Annotated in this window: 21 protein-coding genes; 11 read left to right on the top strand and 10 right to left on the bottom strand. The window is 45.4% G+C overall.

Annotated features, from left to right (window positions below; all coding sequences use genetic code 11):
- Positions 1–13 precede the first annotated feature (13 nt).
- Together CPIN_RS07970 and CPIN_RS07965 are read right to left on the bottom strand one after the other, a co-directional pair.
- Positions 14–1,027 (bottom strand): FecR family protein, encoded by a 1,014-nt coding sequence (locus CPIN_RS07970; protein ID WP_012789260.1) that lies wholly within the window; start codon positions 1,025–1,027, stop codon positions 14–16.
- A gap of 41 nt (positions 1,028–1,068) precedes the next feature.
- Entirely contained in the window at positions 1,069–1,668 is a 600-nt protein-coding gene (locus tag CPIN_RS07965) for an RNA polymerase sigma-70 factor (RefSeq protein ID WP_012789259.1), read from the bottom strand.
- Positions 1,669–2,168: 500 nt separating this feature from the next.
- Between CPIN_RS07965 and CPIN_RS07960 the strand changes: the two genes are divergently transcribed.
- The gene (locus CPIN_RS07960) at positions 2,169–2,411 is read left to right on the top strand and encodes a hypothetical protein (protein ID WP_012789258.1); all 243 of its coding nucleotides are present in this window, start codon (positions 2,169–2,171) and stop codon (positions 2,409–2,411) included.
- 110 nt (positions 2,412–2,521) lie between these two features.
- Entirely contained in the window at positions 2,522–2,941 is a 420-nt protein-coding gene (locus CPIN_RS07955; protein WP_012789257.1) for a hypothetical protein, read from the top strand.
- Positions 2,942–2,998: 57 nt separating this feature from the next.
- Here the strand turns inward: CPIN_RS07955 and CPIN_RS07950 are convergent, their stop codons facing one another.
- Both CPIN_RS07950 and CPIN_RS07945 read right to left on the bottom strand, forming a co-directional pair.
- Positions 2,999–3,886: a DMT family transporter gene (locus CPIN_RS07950; protein ID WP_044218133.1), complete on the bottom strand. Its 888-nt coding sequence runs from the start codon at positions 3,884–3,886 to the stop codon at positions 2,999–3,001.
- Between the two features lie 133 nt (positions 3,887–4,019).
- A complete protein-coding gene (locus CPIN_RS07945) occupies positions 4,020–5,480 on the bottom strand; it encodes a sialate O-acetylesterase (RefSeq protein WP_012789255.1) in 1,461 nt (486 codons plus the stop codon).
- 161 nt (positions 5,481–5,641) lie between these two features.
- On the opposite strand from CPIN_RS07945, the gene CPIN_RS07940 reads away from it, so the two are divergent.
- A complete protein-coding gene (locus CPIN_RS07940) occupies positions 5,642–5,881 on the top strand; it encodes a hypothetical protein (protein ID WP_012789254.1) in 240 nt (79 codons plus the stop codon).
- Between the two features lie 963 nt (positions 5,882–6,844).
- Here CPIN_RS07940 and CPIN_RS07935 read toward each other — a convergent pair.
- The 4 genes from CPIN_RS07935 to CPIN_RS07915 all read right to left on the bottom strand — a co-directional run bounded on the left by CPIN_RS07935 (position 6,845) and on the right by CPIN_RS07915 (position 14,429).
- Positions 6,845–9,298 carry a glutaminase family protein gene (locus tag CPIN_RS07935; protein WP_012789252.1) on the bottom strand — a complete coding sequence of 818 codons (2,454 nt, stop codon included), beginning with the start codon at positions 9,296–9,298 and terminating at the stop codon, positions 6,845–6,847.
- A 216-nt stretch (positions 9,299–9,514) separates the two neighbouring features.
- Positions 9,515–10,672 (bottom strand): PepSY-associated TM helix domain-containing protein, encoded by a 1,158-nt coding sequence (locus CPIN_RS07930; protein WP_012789251.1) that lies wholly within the window; start codon positions 10,670–10,672, stop codon positions 9,515–9,517.
- A gap of 411 nt (positions 10,673–11,083) precedes the next feature.
- Positions 11,084–12,223: a glycoside hydrolase family 88/105 protein gene (locus CPIN_RS07920; RefSeq protein ID WP_012789250.1), complete on the bottom strand. Its 1,140-nt coding sequence runs from the start codon at positions 12,221–12,223 to the stop codon at positions 11,084–11,086.
- 43 nt (positions 12,224–12,266) lie between these two features.
- Complete coding sequence (locus CPIN_RS07915) at positions 12,267–14,429, bottom strand: hypothetical protein (RefSeq protein ID WP_012789249.1); 2,163 nt, start codon at positions 14,427–14,429, stop codon at positions 12,267–12,269.
- A 133-nt stretch (positions 14,430–14,562) separates the two neighbouring features.
- Here CPIN_RS07915 and CPIN_RS07910 point away from each other — a divergent pair, with 133 nt between their 5' ends.
- Positions 14,563–15,624, top strand: a complete 1,062-nt coding sequence (locus CPIN_RS07910) for an isoaspartyl peptidase/L-asparaginase family protein (protein ID WP_012789248.1) — start codon at positions 14,563–14,565, stop codon at positions 15,622–15,624.
- Between the two features lie 122 nt (positions 15,625–15,746).
- On the opposite strand, the gene CPIN_RS07905 is transcribed toward CPIN_RS07910, so the two are convergent.
- Both CPIN_RS07905 and yiaA read right to left on the bottom strand, forming a co-directional pair.
- Positions 15,747–16,079, bottom strand: a complete 333-nt coding sequence (locus CPIN_RS07905; protein WP_012789247.1) for a magnetosome magnetite crystal formation protein family — start codon at positions 16,077–16,079, stop codon at positions 15,747–15,749.
- An 83-nt stretch (positions 16,080–16,162) separates the two neighbouring features.
- Positions 16,163–16,588, bottom strand: a complete 426-nt coding sequence (yiaA, locus tag CPIN_RS07900) for an inner membrane protein YiaA (RefSeq protein ID WP_012789246.1) — start codon at positions 16,586–16,588, stop codon at positions 16,163–16,165.
- A 119-nt stretch (positions 16,589–16,707) separates the two neighbouring features.
- Between yiaA and CPIN_RS07895 the strand changes: the two genes are divergently transcribed.
- Genes CPIN_RS07895 through CPIN_RS07865 form a run of 7 tightly spaced genes read left to right on the top strand, consistent with a single transcriptional unit; the run spans position 16,708 to position 23,587 of the window.
- Entirely contained in the window at positions 16,708–17,061 is a 354-nt protein-coding gene (locus CPIN_RS07895) for an S-adenosylmethionine decarboxylase family protein (RefSeq protein ID WP_012789245.1), read from the top strand.
- 4 nt (positions 17,062–17,065) lie between these two features.
- Positions 17,066–18,970, top strand: a complete 1,905-nt coding sequence (locus tag CPIN_RS07890) for a DUF4178 domain-containing protein (RefSeq protein WP_012789244.1) — start codon at positions 17,066–17,068, stop codon at positions 18,968–18,970.
- Positions 18,957–19,142: a hypothetical protein gene (locus CPIN_RS07885; RefSeq protein WP_012789243.1), complete on the top strand. Its 186-nt coding sequence runs from the start codon at positions 18,957–18,959 to the stop codon at positions 19,140–19,142. Before CPIN_RS07890 ends, CPIN_RS07885 begins: the two co-directional genes overlap by 14 nt.
- Positions 19,143–19,160: 18 nt before the next feature.
- On the top strand, positions 19,161–19,364 hold the full coding sequence (locus CPIN_RS07880; RefSeq protein WP_012789242.1) for a DUF350 domain-containing protein: 204 nt from the start codon (positions 19,161–19,163) through the stop codon (positions 19,362–19,364).
- A 12-nt stretch (positions 19,365–19,376) separates the two neighbouring features.
- Entirely contained in the window at positions 19,377–20,903 is a 1,527-nt protein-coding gene (locus tag CPIN_RS07875; RefSeq protein WP_012789241.1) for a polyamine aminopropyltransferase, read from the top strand.
- 3 nt (positions 20,904–20,906) lie between these two features.
- The gene (locus CPIN_RS07870) at positions 20,907–22,517 is read left to right on the top strand and encodes a flavin monoamine oxidase family protein (RefSeq protein WP_012789240.1); all 1,611 of its coding nucleotides are present in this window, start codon (positions 20,907–20,909) and stop codon (positions 22,515–22,517) included.
- Positions 22,514–23,587: a hypothetical protein gene (locus CPIN_RS07865; RefSeq protein WP_012789239.1), complete on the top strand. Its 1,074-nt coding sequence runs from the start codon at positions 22,514–22,516 to the stop codon at positions 23,585–23,587. The genes CPIN_RS07870 and CPIN_RS07865 overlap by 4 nt, the downstream gene beginning before the upstream one ends.
- The last annotated feature ends 4 nt before the right edge of the window (positions 23,588–23,591 follow it).

The following is a 23,591-nucleotide window of genomic DNA, read 5'->3' as shown; positions in this document are numbered from 1 at the left end:
TAAACGTGAACTATTATTCTGTGATCAGTAACGTGCTATCAGTGATGGTATAGTGGAATGCTTTTGACCTGGCTAGATAATACATGATATCCTGCAGGCTGTTATCCTGGAAAGCGCCTGTGAGTCTGTAATAACGTGGAGCATCATTAGCAAAGGTCACTTTCTTACCGAACGTTCTTTCCAGTTCGGATGCAATGTCTTCCAGTGTTTCATCCCGGAATATGAGTCTTCCTTCTGTCCACGCTTTATCTTCTTCGGAGGAAGTAATTTCTTTCACAATGCCGTTGCTCTTTATATCTGCAACAATGGTTTGTAAGGTTACTTTCTCATCCGGTGTAATAAAGATAGTATCAGGCTTTTCACCCTGTTTACGGTTAGGGATGAATGCTACTTTACCTGTTCTTACAGACGTTTGTACCGCCTCATTTTCATAAGCGCGTACATTGAAGGAAGTACCGAGTACGTGGACGCTACCGGCGTTGAAATGTACGATGAAAGGTTTCTTCGGATTGGGCGCTATATCAAAAAAAGCTTCCCCGGTGAGATATACTTCACGCGTATTACCGTCGAACACTTCCGGATAAGACAGTTTACTTTCCGCATTGAGCCAGATCTTACTGCCATCAGCGAGTTCGATAGAGGCCCTGGTAGCTTTACCATTCTGTCTTTCCATCAGTTTCACCATTTCAACCGGATGATCTTTTGGCCTGAGTACCACAAACGAAACGATGCCGATCAATACAGCAGCAGCAGCGGCGACACCCACCCATTTCCACGGGAACATTTTCCTTACAGGCGCATTGCTGACAGGAACGGATATCCGGGACAGGGTGCGTTGCAGCGCCAGTTCTGTATCGGCAGATGAATGATATGAGGACACTTTGAAGTACTGTTGCAGCAGCTGATAGCTTTCGCGGAGTTCAGGATATTCCTGCAACATGCCGTCAAGCTCCAGCAATTCTGCTGTGGTAGCTTCTCCTGCCAGTTTCCTGGCGGCTAACGTGGTAAATAATTCTTCGTTTATCATATGTGGTTGTAGTAGAAGGACAGACAGAAATAAAAAACTACTTACAAGGAATCCGGATTTTTATTTTTTGGTTTCAGCCTGTTGGTGATATAAGGACCTATCACTTCATTGAGGCGCTTCATAGCGCGGAACAACTGTGTTTCTACTGTACGCGGAGAGATGTTGAGAATTTCCGCGACGTCTTTATATTTAAACCCTTCCTCTTTGATCAATTTGAACACACGACGGCACTGGTCGGGCAGGCGCCCTACCTCCTGGTCCATCTTGAACAGGATTTCTTTCCATTCCATCGTCCTTTCGGGATCGATGGGATTCGTCAGCTGAGAGAGGCCGGAATCGTCACTAAGCGGAGCGATCCGTAGTGCGGAATATTGTTCAAGATAATTAAGCGAATGATTTTTGACAGCGACGAAAAGATATACTTCAAGATTAGCGATCTTGTCCAGTTCTTTCCGACGGTTCCATATTTTAACGAACACGTCAGAGACGATCTCTTCTGCTGCTTCGCGGGTGTAGACGTATTGTACGGCAAAATATAATAACCGGTCATAAAAATGCCGGAACAGCTCTGAAAAGGCCTTCTCATCATTTTCACAAGCAATCTGCTGTTGCCAATACCTGATGTTTTCACTGTTACTCATACTGTATGTTGTACTGCACTCTCGTTTACATACGGAAAGATTCCCCGGGAGGTAAATATAATCATCATTATCGCGGAATTTGTCCCTAGCGTTAATTTTGGTATAGTCCTAAATTAACCCCATTTGTTATTAAAACTCTCTAAACAATCAAGATCTTATCAGTTACATAACACTGTTATGTGGTATAGTTACGTTTTCCGGGCAGGCATAGTACTCATTAACCCCTTAGAATCAGTTTTCTACGTGTAATCTTCTGTTTTCCTTCCAATCGCTTGTCCAGTTTGATTATGGCTGGCCCGGACTTTGTTCCGGTATCTATAGAAGGACAGGAAAAAAAGAAGAACTACTTACAGGAATAAAAAAAATATTTGGGAAGTCTCGGATAAGGAATAATTTTAATCCACGCAGGTTCTATATATGAAAGATATGATAAGTGTTTTTCTGACAGAAAATGCGTATATTTAATAGCTATGACCAAAACCAGAAAAGCATAATTAATTATGATGTCTGCTACCTCTACGACGATATTGGTGATTATCGCGGTGTTCGCCTCACTGTCATCCCTGGCGTTAATTATTTTTAATGCCTCCAGGGAAACAGCCAGGCTCAAAAGAATCCGCCGGTATCCGCCGAAAGCGCTGGTGGTAGAAGATAAATCAGGACATATTGTAGTGCTTGATCTCGAAAAAAAGAATGATACACAACAGATACTCCGTACCCTCGATGTATTATTAGGGAAATAGTTTCACTTCATTTGTTTTATCACTATCGCCTGGTCAGAATACCATCATCCACTATATACTATACGTATACTATTATCCTATAAAACCTTTTTTAAAACCATTTTTTTTCGTTGGAACAAGAAAATTCACTGGTTGCTAACCCATCCCAGCAAGCTTCCAATATCCAGCAACCGAGTTCAACATCCGCCAGTATAGCCGGCGCAGGAGGTGGTACATTACTGGTGCTGCTTGCAAGTAATCTTCCTGATACATATCCACTTAAATCATGGCTGGTAATCATTGCGCCCAGCGTGTCCATTGTATTGTCCGTGTTCTGGAAATTTATTTCCCGTAAGTCCAATGCATATTTCAAAGTCAAGAAAGTAGAAAGGTCAAAAAAGCTGTTACAGAAGAAAATCGAAGCAGCTTTACAGAATGGCATTATCTCACCTGAAGAGGCGACGATCCTTAAAAGGAAGATGGCTGAGATCGAATTGCAGAGCATCGACAATCTCGCCAACAAGATCAAGTCAATTGATTTTGAGGAGTAATGAAGTGGTGAAATGTATAACTGAGACTGTCCTGCGGACAGCCGGGGGAGTCTTGTCTTATTTTTCGTCTGCCACCTTCTTCTGAAACTTTTCCCTTTGTGCCAGATACAGGCCGCCGATTACCAGGAACGTACCTGCAAATGTGAACCAGGTAATTGGTTCATGCAGCAGTACCGAGGAATACAGGAATCCGAAAACGGGGCACAGGAAGAGCCACAGAGAGGCACGTACGGCGTCTTTCCGTACGAGGTAGAACCATAACTGCAAAGCGATAATAGATACGGGTATGATCAACCAGCCAACTGACAGCCAGAACCGGAGATCGAGGTGTGAGGTTTCGAAATTTGCAAAAAATGCGGTGATGGGAATGAATAGTAGTCCGCCGAGAAACACCTGCCAGCCATTAATTACCACATTGGCCATCTCCCATTTAATCCGTGCATAATATACGGTCGCTACAGATACGGCAAGCATACCAAACAGCAGAGTAGCGATCCCTCCCACCGTTGCATGGCTATCGTGCAGCAAAGGATAGGTAGCCAGTCCTACGCCGGCCATTCCCAGCAACATGCCCACGATCTCATACCATTTCAGGGAACGCTTTAACCACAGTGCGGATATCACCATAATGAACAAAGGGCTGGTAGCGGTGGATAAACTACCGATACCCGCAGATACGGATTTCATTGCCAGTACAAAACACCCCAGGTAAACAGTAGTATTCAATGATCCGAATATCAGCAGCTGCTTCCATTCTTTTCCCCTGGGCAAACGGTGTTCACCTTTCTGTCCCAGGTAAGCAAACAGCAGCATCCCTCCTCCTGCCAGCAGAAACCTGACATTGGCAAGTATCAGCGCATCTGCGGAGTGAATACCGAATTTGGTAGCCACGGCTGCGGATGCCCACAGTATGGCGAAGAGTAATCCTATTACGATCTGGCGCATTATTATTCCCGGCGATTGATATGATGCTGTAAAAGTAGATATTCCGGCCATTAATTCTTAGTGGTATTAAATGAAAGAGCAGGCATCTGGAAAAGATGCCTGCTCTTTTTATATATTGTTGGAGGAGGAAAGATTATTTTTTACCGTAGGTCACTCCCTGGAAGCTGTCTGTACGGAACGGACTTGCCGGCAGACCCGCTCCGCTGTACAGGTTACCATCCGGATTGTCGGCCCAGCTGTAACGTACCGCAACAGGTTTATCCACCTCGTTGCTTGACACGATCACACGATTACCACTGATAGTTGCCTGTGCCCAATGGAATTTCTTATCAGCGCCTGCCACCTCAAAACCTTTCAGACTTGTTCCATTCTTCATTACAAGCCCGTTATCTGCATTTTTGAAGCTCAGTGTCACCTTGTTGCCCGTTATCAGTTTGGACTGATAAATCGGACCGGAATAGGGTATTTTTTCCCCATACACTTTTGCCCTGGCGATCAGGGACAGGCGGCGGCCTACTTCCTGTTTATTTTTCGGGTGAATATCTTTTGCATCCCCGATATCCACCGCTGTAGCCATACCGGTATTAGGCAGTGACAGCGTCATTAATTGTGCTTCCCTTAACTCTGCCCAGTCGGACTCCACAGGTTGTGTCTGTTTATCTTTGAAATTGGCCAGTTGTACGAAGTAGAAAGGAAAATCGCCGTTATGCCATTGTTTACGCCAGTCTTTGATCATGGTTGGGAATACCTCACGGTACTGGTAAGCTCTTTCTGCATTACCTTCTCCCTGGTACCAGATCACACCGCGAAAGGCATACGGCAGCAGCGGATGGATCATAGCGTTATAAAGCAGGGTGGCTTTATTCGGATTAGAAGGAGACAAAGGTGTCGGCAGACTTTCAAATGCTTTTACTGTATCTGCGAATGCCGGGATCTTTTTGATAGATTCCCCACTTGTCCACGCTTCGGCAACAGTTCCACCCCAAGAAGTGTGGATAACCCCCACGGGTATATGCTCGTGTGTATAAATCTCACGGGCAAAGAAATATCCAACGGAAGAGAACTCCGGAATGCTCTGTGGCGTACATGCCTGCCAGCCGCCGTCCCATGGATTTACATCTTCCTGTGGTGCAGTGCTGGTAGTGTGTTTCAGCTGGAACAAACGGATTTCCGGATAATTAGCAACCGCGATTTCCTGGTCATGGTTGAGGATTTTACCCCATCCTTTGAGGGGCATTTCCATATTGGATTGTCCGGATGCGATCCATACTTCACCTACCAGAATGTTGTCCAGTTTTATGGTATTATGGCCGGTAACGGTCATTGTATACGGGCCTCCCGCCTGCTGTGCGGGTAGCTGTACTTTCCATTTTCCATCCGCAGCAGTGGTGGTCTTGTAAACACCGTTACGAAAAGAAACGGTCACTTTTTCTCCCTTATCAGCCCATCCCCAGATGTTTAATGGTTTATTACGCTGTAACACCATGTTACTACCGACCAAAGCGGGTAAACGAACATCTGCGAAGCTATTTAAGATAAGTGTGCATGATAGCACCCCGGTAAGCAGGGGCTTGAGTAACGTGGTCAGTTGCATGAATCAGAGTTTTTTCTACTCGTCAAGATACAAAATGGGGAATAGATGCACAACCCCCTCTCTGCAAAGTATCCTATATAGTGGCTTTTGATGCCTTTTTCACCGGGTGAATTTATTTTGGCACGAAATTTTTATATGAGTCTGCATAAAACGATACAACTATGATAAACGGTATTATCACTTTCGATTTCGATATCAAAGCCCTGCATTATCTGCAAAGCAACAGCCGTTCTATCAAAGCTACTGCAGGCGCTAACAGTAGCATGGATATTGCATCTGTTGCTTATGAATATTATCAGTCGACAACAAATCATCCGGATATAAGACTGGAAGACGAAGAAGAGGTGAAGAGATTCAAACATGTAGCTCGTCGCTTCTTCAGTGAATTCAGTCAGAACTAATTTTTCATCCATTTGCTCCCCAAACTTACCCATCGCCCCCAATTTCATTCATTGCCCCATCATCCATTGTTATTTTCATCCATTTAACTCCAGGTTTCATCCATTTACTCCAAACATTCATTGTCTGCCCCCGGATTTTCATTCATTGTAAACCCTGCATTCATTGTACCCAAGGCAAGCATCCATTATAAACCTCATACATCCATTACCCAAAAAAGTAGAAGAGCCCGCAAGCAATGCTTGCGGGTTCTTTTTTTAATTAGGAATTAGGAATTAAGAATTAAGAATTGATCTATTCCAGGCTACCACCTTTCAAAATGCTCAATATTAGTATTGAACATGACTTTTAACTGAATATAATTCGTAATTCGTAATTTTTCAGGTAATAGCGGAGTTAATTCTTAATTCTTAATTCTTAATTCTTAATTCTTAATTCTTAATTCTTAATTCTTAATTCTTAATTCTTAATTCTTAATTCTTAATTCTTAATTCTTAATTCTTAATTCTTAATTCTTAATTCTTAATTCTTAATTCTTAATTCTTAATTCTTAATTCTTAATTCTTAATTCTTAATTCTTAATTCTTAATTCTTAATTCTTAATTGAAATTTCTTTGAGTGGGACTTGTATAAAAAGGTAAAGGTCGTCAAGAATGACAACCCTTTCTAACCATATCCTAATAAAAACCAAGTTCTTCACACTGGATGCCGAAACAGCATACAGCATTAATATTTTGAATAAGATAATTCTTCCAGTAAATTGTTAATAGGGAAAGGGGACCTTTTTTACGGTATAGGACAGTAGGAGTAGTTTGCTAACGAAGTGTTTATTCTTTCGTTGCTGATACAAATATATAACCGCCTTGTAAATTCTTTTGTAGTAGTATTACTACACTTAAAAAAGTGTGGGGCACTCTTCCTGTAGAAGAGCCACCCCACACACTTTCAGCCCGAAGACTTTATAATTATTTTTTTATAGTAGCGCCTAATAACGGCATAAAATAGCCACCTACTACACTCCTTGCCTGGAATCCGACCATCTTACCATCTTCCGTTTCATGCCAGTCACTGATAGGTACACGAGAGGTTGTTTCCTGTGCATATTTATATAAGGGATCAATGAATGCAGAGAAGTCAGCAGGACTATCCGCCAACGTTGCTGTCCAGATGATCCAGTCAGATTTAGTGTAATTTTTACGGCTATCCAGTGGCAGTCCGTATGTTAACTGACGGGTGAGATAATATTTAATCTCTTTCTGGTAAACGGATTTCGGGAACAGATCCAGTCCGAGTACTTTATCCCATACGAGGTTGTATTTCTGGCTCCAGGAACCTTTGTTTTCGAATGCCAGTGTATAGTGATCGCCATCATCTGCCAGCTGCATCCATTTAGGTACCATATCTTTTGCTGCTTGTCTGTACTTCGCTGCAGTAGCTTTATCCCCCAGCATATCAGCCAGCATCGCGTAAGAACCAAGACCCACGATCGCTTTAACAGAGAGGTTGGCATTTCTTGCCAGGTGACCCGCAAAGTCATCCGTACAAAGTTGGTTAGCCGGATCAAAACCTTCTTTCAGCAGGTATTCTGCCCATGTAGTCAGGGTTTTCCAATGTTGCTTTGCATAGTTAGCATTGCCTTCTGCTTTTGCAATTGCCGCTGTCAGAATGATCATGTTACCAGATTCTTCAACCGGCATACCTTCACCATATGCCTGCCCATTTGCCAGTGGATAGGTACCCAGGTCATGTGCCGCATAAGGCTGTGTATATTTTCCACTTTCGCTGAAGTAGAATATGCCAGTTAGCATACCTTTCATCAAATCTGGATTATATATCAGATATAAGGGTGCAGAAGGATACGTTACATCTACCGTGTTGATACAACCGTTACTGAAGTTTTCTTTGGACAGGAACAGGATCTCCCCCTGCGGACTCTTTACCAGCTTGTGTGCAGAGATACTCTGGCGATAGCCAAGTACACACAGTTTTGCATATTTCTCACCACCCGCTTTTTTAGTGTCTTCAAACAGTTCTTTGTCAAATGCATTACAACGACCGATGATCGCAGTATATTCATCCTGCGCTTTCTTGAGTTCTTTTTCGATCGTATAACTATCATCTTTTTTCCACCACGGTCTCAGGTTGGTGTTGAAATACTGAATGGAATACAGGTCATCATATCCCAGCAGGAACACCTGTTCTTTTTCTGTACCATCCACCTTACCCAGTGACACTGTCGTGTTCAGCACCAGTTGTGTGCCTTTATCAACTGTGGCTGTTTTTCCTTTACCGGCAAATGCACCAACTGCTACTCCTTCTCCGGTGACAAACTGCTTCGCACCGGCCGACTGTGGAACAGCTACATAGAGATATCCCCAGTCGATACGCAGGTCATCGCCTCTCTTTGCCAGTACTGGTTGTGCAAGGGTACCGGTTTTAAGGATAGATAAACCTTCGCTGTTGTATTGTTGTGCAGTCACTTCCTGTGCAGGTGTATTTACCGCCAGGTCAGAAGAAGCACCGAAGTATACTTCCACTTTGTGTTTGCTGCCGTCGTTTGCTTTTACCTTATAAGAGATATAAGAAACAGGACGGGACATCAGATCCAGGTCCTTCATCAGCAGCGGAGAAGTAAAGGTCAGTTTTACATCTACTTTTCCACAGGTGAAGTTATAGGCTGTCTGCGTGGCAGTCAGTTCTACACTTTTCTGTTCTGCGAGCTTTACTTTATCTGCCCATTTGTCTTTGAGTTCAGTTACGATACCACCATCAAGGTAAGCGCCGCCTCTGGTATTGGTACAATGCATGGCCAGTACATTAGTGCCTTTACGCAGTTTCTTTCTTACTTCATCCTTGATCGGGAAATAGGACATGTGATTTAACCATCCCACATAACTGTAGATCAGTTCTCCGTTCAGAAAAACTTCAGCATTGTCATCGTGATTGATTTTGAGCAGCAGGTTATCCACATTGGTATCATCCACGTTGAATGTTCTGCGTACCCATACATCATCAGAAAACCAGGGTGTACCTGCAGTTTTCCTTTCTTTTTCAAAAGGCGCCTTACCGGTTTTCCAGTCTGCATCGCTAAATGCAGGATCTTCCCATCCTTTAGCAGGCGCTGTTTCTGTGTAACGTACCTCATAAGGTGCGGCATCAGCGGTCGCTGCCAGCTGTTTGTACAAATGTCCCGGTGCACCGAGCACACGGTAAATAACGCCATCTACTTTTACAAACCCTGTCAGGGATTGTTCCGTACCGGTCCAGTGACGGGTAGCAGATGCGTTCAGATTGTCCGTTGCTGACCATACGCTGAAATACGGATCATGTGTGATCAGCGGGTAGGCAGGCGCCTGTTGTTGCTGCGCATAGAGCTGCTGTGACAGCAATACGGCTGCGATACCAAAAATTCTCTTCATGATTTGTGGAGCTTTATGTAAGAGTTATTGAATACGTGGAAATGCGCCACCCCTTCTGCTGCATCAGCAGAATTGCAGAGACTCATAGACCTGTTTTAAAAAATGATACCCGTGGATTAAATCAACAGCACCGTGCATTCTCTCGCCGCTGAAAATTAGAATTTATTTTTTTTGAAACGTAATTTTTACGCTTATTTTTTATGAGGGGATACCGGATCAGACTTTTACCCGGGAGGTTGTACTCGTAGCAGGGCTCTTTTTGACTTTCTTGTTTCTTCTGCCCCACCATATATAGATTCCTGTTACCGGCAGACTGGCACAGACCAGACTAGCCATAAAAACAAGGATCTTTCCCGGAATGCCTAATATAGCCCCGACATGGATATCGTAATTCATATCCCGCAGCTTGTTGGCGAAGCTGGCTTTGGCATATTCTCCGGTATAAGGGCCTTCAGCTGGTAGAACAGCCAGGGTATTGCGGTCAAAATAATAGTTGTCAGACTTATAGTATGTACCGGGACGGTAGTTCACAGATGCTGCGATTGATGCTGATTTCTCTGTTGAAAAGCCGATATTAATACCAGCGCCCTGAGGCGCTTTTGCCAGTAGCTGCTGCCAGACCTGGTCTTCCGGGATACTGTACCGGGCGTGCTTCGTCGTATCTGACAGCGGTGGAGCATATGGCGGCAACGCCTTTCCCCCTGAGGTGGCATAGTACAGTCCGTTACTGAACCATTCAAAGCCCCATACCAGGCCGGTTGTCGCAATCAGCAAGCCTATCACCAGTATATAAAATCCGAGTACATTATGCAGGTCATAATTGAGCCTTCTCCATTTTGCGTCCCACTTGATACTGAAGCGCTGGCGGGCGGCGGCTTTATTCTTTGGCCACCACAATATCAGACCGGAAATCAACATCACCACGAAGATCAGGGTCACAGAGGCGACTACCGGCTGGCCGATCTTTGGCGGTAGCCAGAGGTAGTAATGTCCGTGTAATATAAAATGGAAAAAATCGTCTTCTTCACTCCATACATTGATCACTTTGCCGGTATATGGGTCCATGAATACCTGGTAGTAATAGTCCGGATCCGCGCCGTAGAACATTACGGAAGCGCTTTTATCCTTGCCGGGGTAGTTGATGCCGTTGGGCTGTTTGTCCTTGATTTCTTTTACTGCAATTGCTTTTAGTGTGGAAGGTGGCAGTGGGTTGACATCTGGCTTACTCTCTGTGTACATGTAAGGTTTGGTCAGGCTTTCTATTTCCTGCTGGAACGCGAGGATACAGCCGGTAATGGCGATCATGAAAACGCCGATGCCGGAAATAAAGCCCAGCCAGAGGTGGACTTTACCAATGAGTTTTTTTACAGTCATATGCAATTGCAGTTGCTTTCGTTCGAAGGTTGGGGTTAAAGATGCGATAAATAGCAGGGATTGGATGCTCGAAACGGGAATTTTTGTTTTTAGCGGATGTTTTGAGATACCGCGGTTTCAGTCTGGGACCACAGGCTGTAGTCTTTGAAGTTCCTTGCTATGGGGTTTGGGTTGGAGAGTTAGGGCAGCGGGGTGGACTGAACCCCTGGTTGCAGGGGCTCAGCATACTTCGTAGAACTAAGACCAGTGGTCTCCAGCTGAAAACCGCTGGGGAATGTTATCAAAACGAAAAAACGGCCGGACGATGTGAAGGTGACATCATCCGGCCGTTTTATGGGAGATTACTTATACTATTTATAGTGTTGATTCAATTCTTAATTCTTAATTCCTAATTCCTATTACCAGCTTTGATTATTTACTCTTGTAGATTTCAGAGCCGGCGAGCAGGAAACAGCCCAGGCCATAGTCTTCGAAGTCGGGAATCTTGTCGTAGGTAACGGGTTGGCCGTCGGAGGGTTGCTTTCCGGTGCTTTGTACGTAGCCAAGCATACCGTTGTCGTGTACACATTCTTTGGTGAGCGCGTTCCACGCTTTAGTGATGGCGGGCTGATAGGTTTTCTTGTCAAGATAGCCTTTGCGTACGCCCCAGGCCATACCATATACAAAAAGGGAGGTGCCGGTCAGTTCCTTTCCGCCGAAATTGGTGGGATCATGGAGACTGGCATTCCAGAAGCCGTCAGGGCGCTGGAGTTTAAGGATAGCAGCTGACATATCTTTGAAGTCCTGCAGGAAGATCTTGTAGTAGGGAGAGCTTTGTGGGAGCTGTTCCATTGTTCTTAGCAGGGCGGCCAGTACCCAGCCATTGCCACGACTCCAGTAACAATTGCCTCCGTTGGGCTCTTTGTAGGGAGGCACAAAATCTTTGTCGCGCCACCAGAGATGTTCCTGTTGGTTGTACAGCCCTTCTGTGCCGTGCTTGTATTTGGTGTAGGCATACATCTCATACATGCGATGATAATAGGCAGTGTCATTATAGAGCTTACCCAATCGCGCCATTACGGGCATGGCCATCTGAATGGCGTCTATCCAGTCCCAGTCATCGATCACGTCGGTGAGCATCATTGTATCGATAGATGCCTTTATATCGTGAATACGGTTATCGTGTTGCTTTTTATCGAGGAGGTAGAGGTCGATATATGTTTGTCCGCAGGCCTGGTTGTCGGCATTGCGGGTTGTAATACCTCCACGGAGGCCCCAGTTGTGCTTATCACCCCACTGTACGGCATAGTCGTAATAGCTTTGCTGCGGATCGATCTGGTAGAGGGCCATCAGACCTTCGTAATAGACAGCCCTGGTCCAGATGTGAGAAGGCCAGGTCTTTTTCAATACGATGTCTTTGCCGGCATCCGGCCATTTTTCCATAAAATAACGGTTAACGAGGGTCAGGGTTTTGAGGGTCTCCTTTTTTGGCGGCAGCGCCTGCTGTGCCTGCATTGGCAGATAACTGCCGATACTTAGCAAAGCAGCTGCTGCGAAAAGATGCATCTTCATTATATATATAGTTTTTACGTGGATGGATCAACATGGATCAACATCATGGCATCGGGTTCAACCCTTCCCACATCACGTGCCATTTGCCATTGTCAGGAATACCTGGCAATGCTACATTACACCCGTCATATCCTGCACACATGACGGCGATGGCCGTCAGCAATCCGCCATTCCCAGGCAGATATAGACGTAGTCTTTCGTCCTGGTAGTTATGCCCGTTGGGTAACCAGGTGTTCGTCTTTACCGGCATAAACAGGGCATCCATCGCTTTGTCAGGCAAGCCCAGACGGGTAGCTGTCATAGCGGTGAGCGGGAAATCCCAGCCCCAGGTCTCTTTCCAGTTCCAGGATTGCCAGATCTTATTGAAAGTATTATGCATGACAGCGGTATCTACATATGGACGGGCAGGCAGCATACCTAAAGCGCCCAATACAGCCGGATGATCTGTCATGTAAGGAGGATTCGTATAAGCATCCGGCGCACTCTCAGCTGCCAGGTATAAACCCTGTTGCTGCGGAAGTGCAGAAAGGCTGTCCAGTACATTATCCCAGCGTTGATTACGCGGCAATCCTAATCTTACCCGCCATTCCTGTGCGGTGGATAATCCCCAGCGCCAGTAGGCCAGTTCGAAAGTCGGATTAAACGTGCTTTCAGGTTTGAAACGTTCCTGTGCCGGGATCATACCGGGGCCTAGTGTGTACCGATGTTTTGAACTGTCGTATGTGGGATAGGAAGCCATGAAATCTGCGGTGGCAAATACCAGGTCCTTGTATTTATTGAGTGTGCCTTTATCATGATAGTGCCGATAAAGCAATTCCGTCATATAAATAAAATGCGGTTGCTGCCAGATCAGGAATGCACCTACAGAAGAAGGACTTTCATTACCGGCCGGATCCGTCATTTTCTGCCAGCGTAATCCCTCATAACCCTGCCGTTTTGCAATAGCTGCTGCCTTTTCTGCTACCTTATAGTACCATTGCAGGCACTTTTCCAGCATATCAGGGCGATTCCAGAGGGCGAAATGTGCAGCGTGCCACCAATGCATTTCCAGGTGGGGTTTTCCAAACCAGCTGTTATAAGTCAATCCGGTTTCCTGCGGTGGTATATTACCTGCGCACTGTACTGCCATCAGATACTGGGATAAAATGATCCTTCTTTCCAGTTCTGTAGCTCTGGGATCTGTACTGCCGGAGAAATCAACGGCGCCTCCCTCCTGCCAGAAATGTTGCCAGTAGTCTTCACACATCATCCTTACTACACCAAAATTCGGGATACTACGCCCCAACGGTATCTCTTCACTAAAGCGGAAACTGTATTCCATGACAGTGCCGGTAGCTGCAGGTGTCAGCAGGTGATCATGTCTTTGTAACTGGGTGACGGTCAGCGGTTCTGAACCGGAGACCTTCAGATAATAACGGTATTTATCCAATACATGTTCCAGGGTAAAGGAACGCTGATCATAATCGATGATACGGGAAGAATGTTTCTCAGGGAACTGCCTGTTGACACCTACATCCGAAAAAGTACCCGTCGGATAAGGGAAACGGACACGCAGTTTGATACGTCCTTCTTTTATCAGGGCTGAAGATATTTTGACGGAGACAACATCTGTTTCGGGATGTACGGCAGTGATCACATCCACTGGTGTTCCTTCTATGGTGAAATGACTTTTGACGATACCATTCCAGAGGTCTAGTTCCTGATCAATTCCTTTGACGTCCGACAGACTACAGGTAGTCCCATTTTTCAGGGTAATGAGCATTCCCAGATTACCCAGTTGCAACCGGTGCACATTCTGACGGAACCAGTCGGAAGCCCCTTTGTTTCTTTCCGGGGTATTCCATTGCACGGCATAAGTAATATCACGGTTATCCAGATGATATGCTTTCAGGCTTTCTTCAAAACGGTAAGCAGCGGTATCGACAAAGCTATGCCATGCCCATTCGGATTGCGTACCTAACGGCACACCCTGACTGTAAGCTTCAGGAAATGATTGCATACCAGTGACATCCACGGTAAACGCAAAACCACCGTTCCCCAGGGTCAGTGCCGAAAGGGAATCGAATTGTTTGTTTATTACATTATGTCTTTGTACAAGGGCCATACGGTCAATACGCTCCTGGCTACTGCCCGTGATGCCGCACAGTAACAGCAAGACATACAATGAAAGCGCGATTAGCCGGACGGATGTTCTTTTATTCGTCATCGTGGAAACACATTTCGATAAATGTATGGAAACGTTTGCGCAAAAACCGATTATTAATTTGCAATATCTCTGTTAACAAAGTATCCTACAGTGTCCTACTGACAACTGGACGGGATTTTATAATTTAGTCCATATGAAAACAATCTCCTTTCTCCGATCAGCCACCTGGCTGCTGATCATGTGCAGCAGCATACGGGCAGGCGCCCGCAATATCGTCCATGAAGACAGTCTCCACCAGGAAAAATATGTACTTGTAATACATGGCGGGGCCGGCACTATCCTGAAAAAAAACATGACGCCGCAAAAGGAAGCCGCTTACACTGCTGGTTTACGCGATGCGCTGAATGCGGGCTATAAAGCGATACAGGCAGGCAAAAGCAGTCTGGATGCTGTGGAAGCTACGATCAGGGTGCTGGAAGATAATCCGTTGTTTAATGCAGGTAAAGGCGCTGTATTCACACATGACGGACGCAATGAAATGGATGCTGCCATTATGAATGGAAAAACGCTGGAAGCGGGTTCTGTAGCGGGTATATCAACGATCCGTAATCCTATATCAGCAGCAAGGGCGGTGATGGAAAAATCAGAGCATGTGATGATGACCGGTCGCGGAGCAGAGCAGTTTGCGAAAGAAGCCGGACTGGAAATAGTAGATCCCTCTTATTTCCGTACACAGGAGCGTTGGGATGGATTACAGAAAGCACTAAGGGAAGATTCAATTAAAAGTAAGCTGGATCACAGTTACCATCCTGCCGGCAAACTGGGCGTTGAGAATATCGATAACAAGTTTGGTACGGTGGGCGCTGTGGCACTGGACAAAGCGGGTAATCTGGCAGCGGGAACATCTACCGGTGGTATGACCAATAAGAAATACGGTCGTGTGGGAGATGCGCCTATTATTGGTGCAGGTACTTATGCTAACAATAATACGGTGGCTATTTCATGTACCGGATGGGGTGAGTTTTTCATTCGTAGCGTAGTGGCACATGACCTTTCTGCGCTGATGGAATACAAAGGGTTAACGGTACAGGAGGCCGGAAAGGCCGTGATAGATAAAGTAGGCAAACTAGGTGGTAATGGTGGATTGATTGCGTTGGACAAAGAAGGGAATGCTGCGCTTCCTTTTAATACGGAGGGGATGTACAGGGGCATGGTCACTGCCGATGGTAAGATCACAATTGAGATCTACAAATAAACATTTTAAGACTGAGGTCCGGGAAACTCCAGGACGGAGTTCCCCGGTTTTACTTTTTCAGTTAGTATAGGGTGTTAGGATATAGTCAATAATCTTTTAACAGCTAACGGATCCACGACAGATTAATTCAAAAAGTTAAACCTGTTCTCAAACAATTTTCCAACTCCGGGGACAGGGCTTAGAATATCCTTTGATGCTGCAACAGCACCAAAAGTCATTAAGACCAATGGAAGAAGGCCGGCAACCGCTAATATTGAGCCTATTGAAGGGAGTATTGCTGAGATAATCTGAATTGCTATCCACAAAACCGCAGCGAATATAAATATGCCCAGTGCCTGATTCAGGTGGTATTGAACCAGCCTGCTTTTATCAGGACTGTTTCTATACCGGACATAGGTATACAACCATCCGATCAACGTGATGTAGGCAATAATAGCCAACGTTTGGTTTTTCATAAAAGATATGGTTTAAATTTTTGCGGCCCGGGCTACAGTATTGCTACTGTTGCCTGCCTTTGTGCCATCAATATCAGGGTGGGTTACCTTTCAGCAATTGTGTCTATGGTTCCGATACCGGCTTTTGCAGCCTGCGTATCGCGTGTGTTTTTCTGTACACTGATCGCACCAAAGATGCTCAGCAGGAAGGCGAAGGCGTAAAAACCTTTTTCACTTGGCAATAATGTCGCATTCCATAAACCTACTGTCAGCAGAACGATGCAGAGTAGGGTCGATACCCAGCTAAGGCCATAATAGATGTCTGTTACCGGGATACCTTCAAGACGGTCTCTTACACATTTCTGTACAGAGACGCCTGCAAACAAACCATACATGAGTATGGTAAAATAGTAGCCTTTTTCATTGAGCTGCATTGCTGCGTTCCACAGCCCAATTACGTAACCTACCACTCCAATCAATAATGCGAGCCAGGAGGTAGCAATAAAGGCAAGTGACGGTTTCTGCTTCATTTATGTTGTGTACTGATTCGGTGTCAAAAGTAGATCAAAAAGTAACTGCCTGGAATAGCGGTTTTCAGGTATAAATCGTCAGGATTCATTATTTTGGTGCCGAATTATCCAGGATACTTATGCACTACAACAAGGGAACCCACTTGATTGCGACCCTGTATACAACTGAGCATCAACTACTTAATACTTTTGAAGCATTCAGAATATTGACAGATGACCTCATTAGGACACACCAGCTGCAAAAGCTGGGAGAAGTATACCATAACTTCAGCCCTTCGGGTTATACCGGTGTCGTATGTCTGAGTGAAAGCCATCTTTCAATACATACCTGGCCGGAACATGGCAAGATCAATATTGATATATACCTGAGCAATTATCTCCGGAATAACGACGGTACGGTAGATAAACTATACAGCGCGATCAAAGATCATTTTAATGCGACTGTCGAACTGGAACAATTCCTCAAACGCTAAACAAATGACTGTGATCCCATCCATCTATCAATGTCCATCCTGTAGCCGTGTTGTTAACTTTACCTCTTCTCATACAACCGTTAAAGTATGCGAATGCGGCACGGTGATCAACAGAATGAGTGACGGCACCCTTCTCCCCCGGCCATTCCGGACGATTGCGGATAAAGCATCCGTGATTGCCCCAGGTACTACCGGACAATGGAACGGCAAGAAATTCACGGTTACCGGACGCTTCAGGATATGGACCGAAGAAACGGTATTCAGCTACTGGACGATCATCTTCCAGGATGAAACAGCTGCCTATCTGGCCGAAGGATATGGCATGTACGCCGTTTATATTCCCAAAGAAACACCTCCAGAGCTTGGCGGAGATAATATCAGAGCGATCCCCCCCGGCAAAAAGAAACTGATGTTTGGAGAGGAATATATGCTGCTGCGTAAGGATACCGCTAAACTTTGGGAAGTAGAGGGCGAACTTTATATGCCGGAATGTAACTCGACTTTTATGACCTTTGATTTCTCCAGTTCATCTGGCAGGATCATACATCTTATAGAATACTGGCCGCGTGTACAGCCTGCATTCGAAGTACATCATACTGACTTTACCTGTCTGGCACTTGCAAACACCCGCCCCTATGAGAATAGTGGCAGATCGTTTACCTGTAAATGCGGATATAATAACCATGTAGCCACCTTCCCCTTTGCGCAAAGCACGATATGCACAGGTTGTGGTAGCTGGTATGTATACAGGAACCAGCTTGAGTTCGCCAAAGTCGGACAGGGCAATACCATGCCTGCTCAACCAGCCATTAAGGTGGGTGCAAAGGGTATTATAAAGGGTATAACTTATACGGTTACCGGTTTCATGATGAAGGAGGAACGTAATTCCTATCAGGCCCGGTGGACGGAATACGCCCTGTTCAATGAAAAAGAAGGTTTTGCCTTTCTGAGTGTTTATGGCGGTCACTGGATCTATCTGCGGGAGCAGGGAAAGACACCGGTGCCGGATACCATTGGAACGGACGGATTCAGATATGAGGGACGTGATTTTGACCTGTACAATGATTATTCTTTTAAGGTAATATGCGGTAAAGGGGAATTCCCGGGTAATCCCTTCAATGATGGCCATATCAAATGCTGGGAATTTATAGCACCACCAGTAATGTGGGCCAGGGAGCAGAGTCCGGAAGAAGGTATCGTATGGTTCAGAGGTACCCATATCGCCGCAAAGGATCTCAAAGATGCGTTTAAAGATGCAATAGACCTTCCCAAACAGGTAGGTACCGGCATGTTAAAGCCTAATGGCTATATCAATATCAAAGATATGCTGAAGTACACACTGGTGGCTATTCTCATTTTAATAGTGGTGCACCTCGCCACTACGAGTGGCAGCAAACAGGAAGTACTGATCGATAAAGAGCTTTATTTCTACGATTCATCCGATGTACACAGTGCGGTAGTGGGCGATGTACACCTGGATAAACGCAGCAGTAATGTCATGCTGACTATCAACTCTCCTGTGAATAACTCCTGGGTAGAGGTGGAAGCGACATTGGTCAATAAAAAGGACGGTACGGAATATAGTGTGAGTAAGGGGGTGGAGTATTACAGTGGTGTGGCGGAAGGGGAACGCTGGTCAGAGGGCAGCCAGGAAGATAAGGTGTATCTGAATAGTATTCCCAGAGGCGACTACACTGTACAACTCAGTGCGACACGTGAGAAAGGGGCGTTTCCTGTACGTTCTTACCATGTCACGGCTTACTATGACGTATCGAACCTGCACAACCTATTTATTTGTATAGGTCTTTTGCTGATATGGCCTGTCTTTAAATATATCTACACTTACTACAGCGAAAAGAACCGCTGGTCCAATAGTTCATACTCAAGGTTTAACTATGAATCTGAATAATTTCAATCCCTTCAAGGAGGAATCTTCTATGTTTCCATTCCGTTGGTTCCTCCTTATTCTGGCACTGTTAAGCGGCGTATTACTCTATTCTGATTCCAGTGGATATCGCATATTCTCCGGTTCAGGGCAACAGCAATGGAACGCTTCCGGTCAGCAGCATTTTCATAAATAATCTATCAAACAACCTAATATGTCAAACGCACTTATCAATTCTATTCTGTATTCTTTTGTTGGCATCGGCATCCTTGTCGTTGTCTTTGTACTGGTGGAAGTTCTGACACCAAGACATAACCTCCGTAAAGAGATTATGGACAATCAGAACATGGCGGTAGCTGTACTGGCGGGCTTTTTCATGCTGGCAATGGCGATCATCATTGCATCTGCTATTCACTAAGTAAACGAAACGATGTCTAAAAAAGAAAACGGCGCACAGTGGCTGTTACTGACGGCAGTATTTGTTATTGCCACCTGTGGATTAATCTATGAACTGGTAGCCGGCACCCTGGCTTCTTACCTGCTGGGGGACAGTATTACACAGTTCAGTACTATTATTGGCGTGTACCTGTTTTCCATGGGAATAGGTTCCTTCCTGTCTAAATACTTCAGCAAAAACCTGCTGGCCTGGTTCATCAGGATAGAGCTGCTGGTAGGTCTGGTAGGAGGGTTCAGTTCCGCCCTGTTATTTATTATGTTCCCGCTGGCAGCGTCTTTCCGCCTGATACTGTATGCCATCGTACTTATCACCGGTATACTGGTCGGACTGGAAATACCGCTGCTGATGCGTATCCTGGAAAATAAGGTGGAATTTAAAGAGCTGGTGAGCCGGGTATTTACATTTGACTATATCGGCGCGTTGCTGGCATCCCTGATCTTTCCGTTATTACTGGTACCACACCTCGGACTGATCAGAACCTCTCTGTTTTTCGGCATTCTGAATGTCGGCGTGGGTTGGTATCTGGCGTATAAGTTCTCAGGAGAAGTACGACAGGCAGGTCTCTTAAAGGCAAGTGCCATCATCCTGTTATTGTCTCAGCTGGTATGTTTTGTCTTTTCAGAAAAGATCATGACTTACAGTGAAGCTATGACCTATGACGACAATGTGGTGTACTCGACCTCTACCCCTTATCAGCGTATCGTGATCACTAAAAACAAGCATGAACTGCGGCTTTTCCTGAATGGGAATCTTCAGTTCAGCACTGCTGACGAATACCGTTATCATGAAGCCCTGGTACATCCTACGTTCTCGTCTCTCAGTAACCCGGAGCAGGTGCTGGTATTGGGAGGCGGAGACGGACTGGCAGTAAGAGAGATTCTAAAATATCCCGCTGTAAAGCAGGTGACGCTGGTTGATCTCGATCCTGCCATGACAAAGCTGTTCTCCAAACAGCGTATGCTCACTATGCTCAATGATTCTTCCCTGTTGAATCCGAAGGTACGGGTACACAATGCAGATGCATTTACCTGGCTCCGGAATAACAGGACGAAATTTGATGCGATCGTTGTAGACTTTCCGGATCCCTCTAACTTTTCTATCGGAAAGTTGTACAGCACTACTTTTTATCAATTGCTGAAACACGCATTACGCCCTGACGGTATTGCCGTTATTCAGAGCACTTCTCCATATGTTGCCCCTAAAAGTTTCTGGTGTGTAGACACGACATTAAGAGCTGTCGGTCTGCATACAATTGCCTATCATAACTATGTTCCCTCCTTTGGTGAATGGGGATATATTATGGCTACTCCGCAGGAGCCACATCAATGGTTCAGCCATATACCGGCTCCGCTGAAGTTTCTTAATCCGACTACCTTACAGCAGATGCTTACCTTTCCTGAAGACATGAAAGCGCATCAGTTGCTCGACATCAATAAACTCAATAACCAGGCACTGGTAAAATATTTCGAAGAAGAGTGGAGTAAATATCTTGAACGTTAAGATATGAGGAGAAGATCATTTATACAATCAATAGCCGGCCTCACTGTGGTGAGCAGCTTCCTGGCATCGTGCCAGCGGCAGCATGTCATCAAAGGGAGTGTGATCGGGGCCAGTTCACATACCGGTCATCTATTGCGGGATAAGAACTTTGCAGCACCGGTAGCCGTTACAGAACATGACATTGTGATTGTTGGCGGAGGTATCAGTGGATTATCTGCGGCCCGTCACCTGCATCGTCAGGGCATCACCAACATGGTTATACTCGACCTTGAAAAGGAAATGGGCGGTAATGCGGCCTGTGGTGGCAATGATATTTCCGGTTATCCATGGGGAGCGCACTATGTGCCTATTCCCAATAATGACCTCACTGCTTATACAGATTTCATGCGGGAATGTGGGGTGATTACCAGTCCGCCGGAAGCCGTCCTTCCTACTTACAATGAATATTACATCTGCTTCGATCCGGAGGAAAGACTTTATATTAACGGACAATGGCAGGAAGGACTTATTCCACAATTTGGCGTTCCTGACGCTGAGAAAAAACAGATACAGCAATTTCTTGATAAAATGCAGGCATTCCGTATTGCCAAAGGGGAAGACGGAAAAGACGCATTTGCTATTCCGCTGGACAATTCCAGCAAAGATCCTGTCTTTACAACGCTTGATCAGCTGACCATGAAAGAATGGCTGCATCAGCAGGGATGGACCTCTCCTTATCTCCAGTGGTATGTGAATTACTGCACCCGGGATGATTATGGCACCACTTATGATGAAATCAGCGCCTGGGTAGGCATTCAATATTTTGCCAGCAGGAAAGGAAAAGGCAGTAATGCCGATCATCATGATGTACTGACCTGGCCGGAAGGAAATGGCTGGCTGGCGGCACATCTGAAAAAAGAATTACAGCCCTATTTCCATAATGAGGCGCTTGTCGCCCGTATACAGGAGGAAGATGGTCAACTGGCTATTGATTACTTTGACGTAAAAGAGAGCCGCTTAAAAAGAATCAAGGCCCGTCAGTGTATACTCGCTGTGCCACAGTTTGTGGCCGGCAGGATCTTACATGACGAGGCGCGTATCCGGAAAGTACATCAGCATATACAGTATAGTCCGTGGATGGTGGCCAATATCCGTAGCAATGCACTGGAAGAAAGAACAGGCTATGCTTTAAGCTGGGACAATGTCATTTACGACAGTCCATCACTCGGTTATGTAGAGGCCAACCATCAGCAGGTAGAGCAGGGCAAAAAGCAAAAGAATCTGACCTATTACCTGCCGTTAACAGGAAAGAGTCCGGTAGAAGAGCGAAAAGCAGCGATTGAAAGAACGCATACGGAGTGGGTGAAGATGATTGTAGATGACCTGGACCTGGTACATCCTGATATTGCGACGAACATGGAAGAAGTCAACGTAATGATATGGGGGCACGCTATGGCAAAACCGCTACCAGGCATTGCCCATGGTACGATACGACAGGAGCTGGGCGCCTCAATTAATGACCGTCTGCATTTTGCGCATACCGACCTGGCGGGTAACAGCCTCTTTGAAGAGGCATTTTACCAGGGACTGACGGCCGCTCAAAAAGTGATGACACAATTATCTGTTAAGATATGAACAAGCAAGCATGGATAGGAAAACCGTGGACAGACAGTGTTTTTATACTGTTGCCTCCGTTTTTTAGTCTGCTGATCATAATACTCTTCCCTTCCTTCTTTCAGGACAACAAGAACATGCCGGATGCGGGCTGGGTGGTGCTTGTATTACTCGTTGATGTGGCGCATGTATACAGTACTTTATACAGGACTTATTTTGATCCACAGGCATTGAGCCAACAGCGTTTCCTGCTATGGATCATACCCGCCCTCAGCTTTATAGGTGGTGTTGTGATCTATTCTCTCAGTAGTTTGTTATTCTGGCGGATACTGGCTTATGTGGCGGTATTTCATTTTGTACGGCAGCAGTATGGTTTTATGCGGGTATACAGCCGCCAGGAAAATGCGAACCGCGTCAGCAAAATGATAGACAGTATCACGATTTACACCGCAGCAATATACCCGATGGCTTACTGGCATTTCAGCGGCCCCAGGAACTTCAACTGGTTTGTAGAGAATGACTTTGTGTTTTTTGAATCTGTGTTCATCAGGAACATCCTTGGTATTGCCTATTTTGCTATTGTGGCTATGTATATTGTGAAAGAGATCTATAATGCCTTTACCACTCGTACATTCAATATTCCTAAAAATGCGGTGATCGCCGGTACACTCGTATCCTGGTATTTCGGCATTGTGTACTATAACGGAGATATGGCGTTTACGCTGTTGAATGTAGTGAGTCATGGCATTCCTTATATGGCGCTGATATGGTTATATGGACAGAAACAATATAAAGATCCGGGGAAGCGTGGTTCATTTCTACGGCTGGTGTTCAGCAGATACGGCATTGTGGTATTTTTACTCTTGATATTTGTGTTTGCTTTTGTGGAAGAAGGTTTGTGGGATATGACCGTATGGCAGGAACATGCGACTGTTTTTGGTACGGCTCGTCTTCCTGCACTTGACCTGAGTCAGCAGTTATTGAGCCTGATCGTCCCATTACTGGCGCTGCCACAGATCACACATTATATCCTTGATGGCTTCATCTGGAAAATCAAAAAGGAAGAATTCAAATGGAGCAATGAAATTTAATATT

Source organism: Chitinophaga pinensis DSM 2588 (assembly GCF_000024005.1).
GTDB classification, from domain to species: domain Bacteria; phylum Bacteroidota; class Bacteroidia; order Chitinophagales; family Chitinophagaceae; genus Chitinophaga; species Chitinophaga pinensis.
Note: the sequence above shows the minus strand (reverse complement) of the source record. Positions and strands in the feature narration are given on the sequence as shown.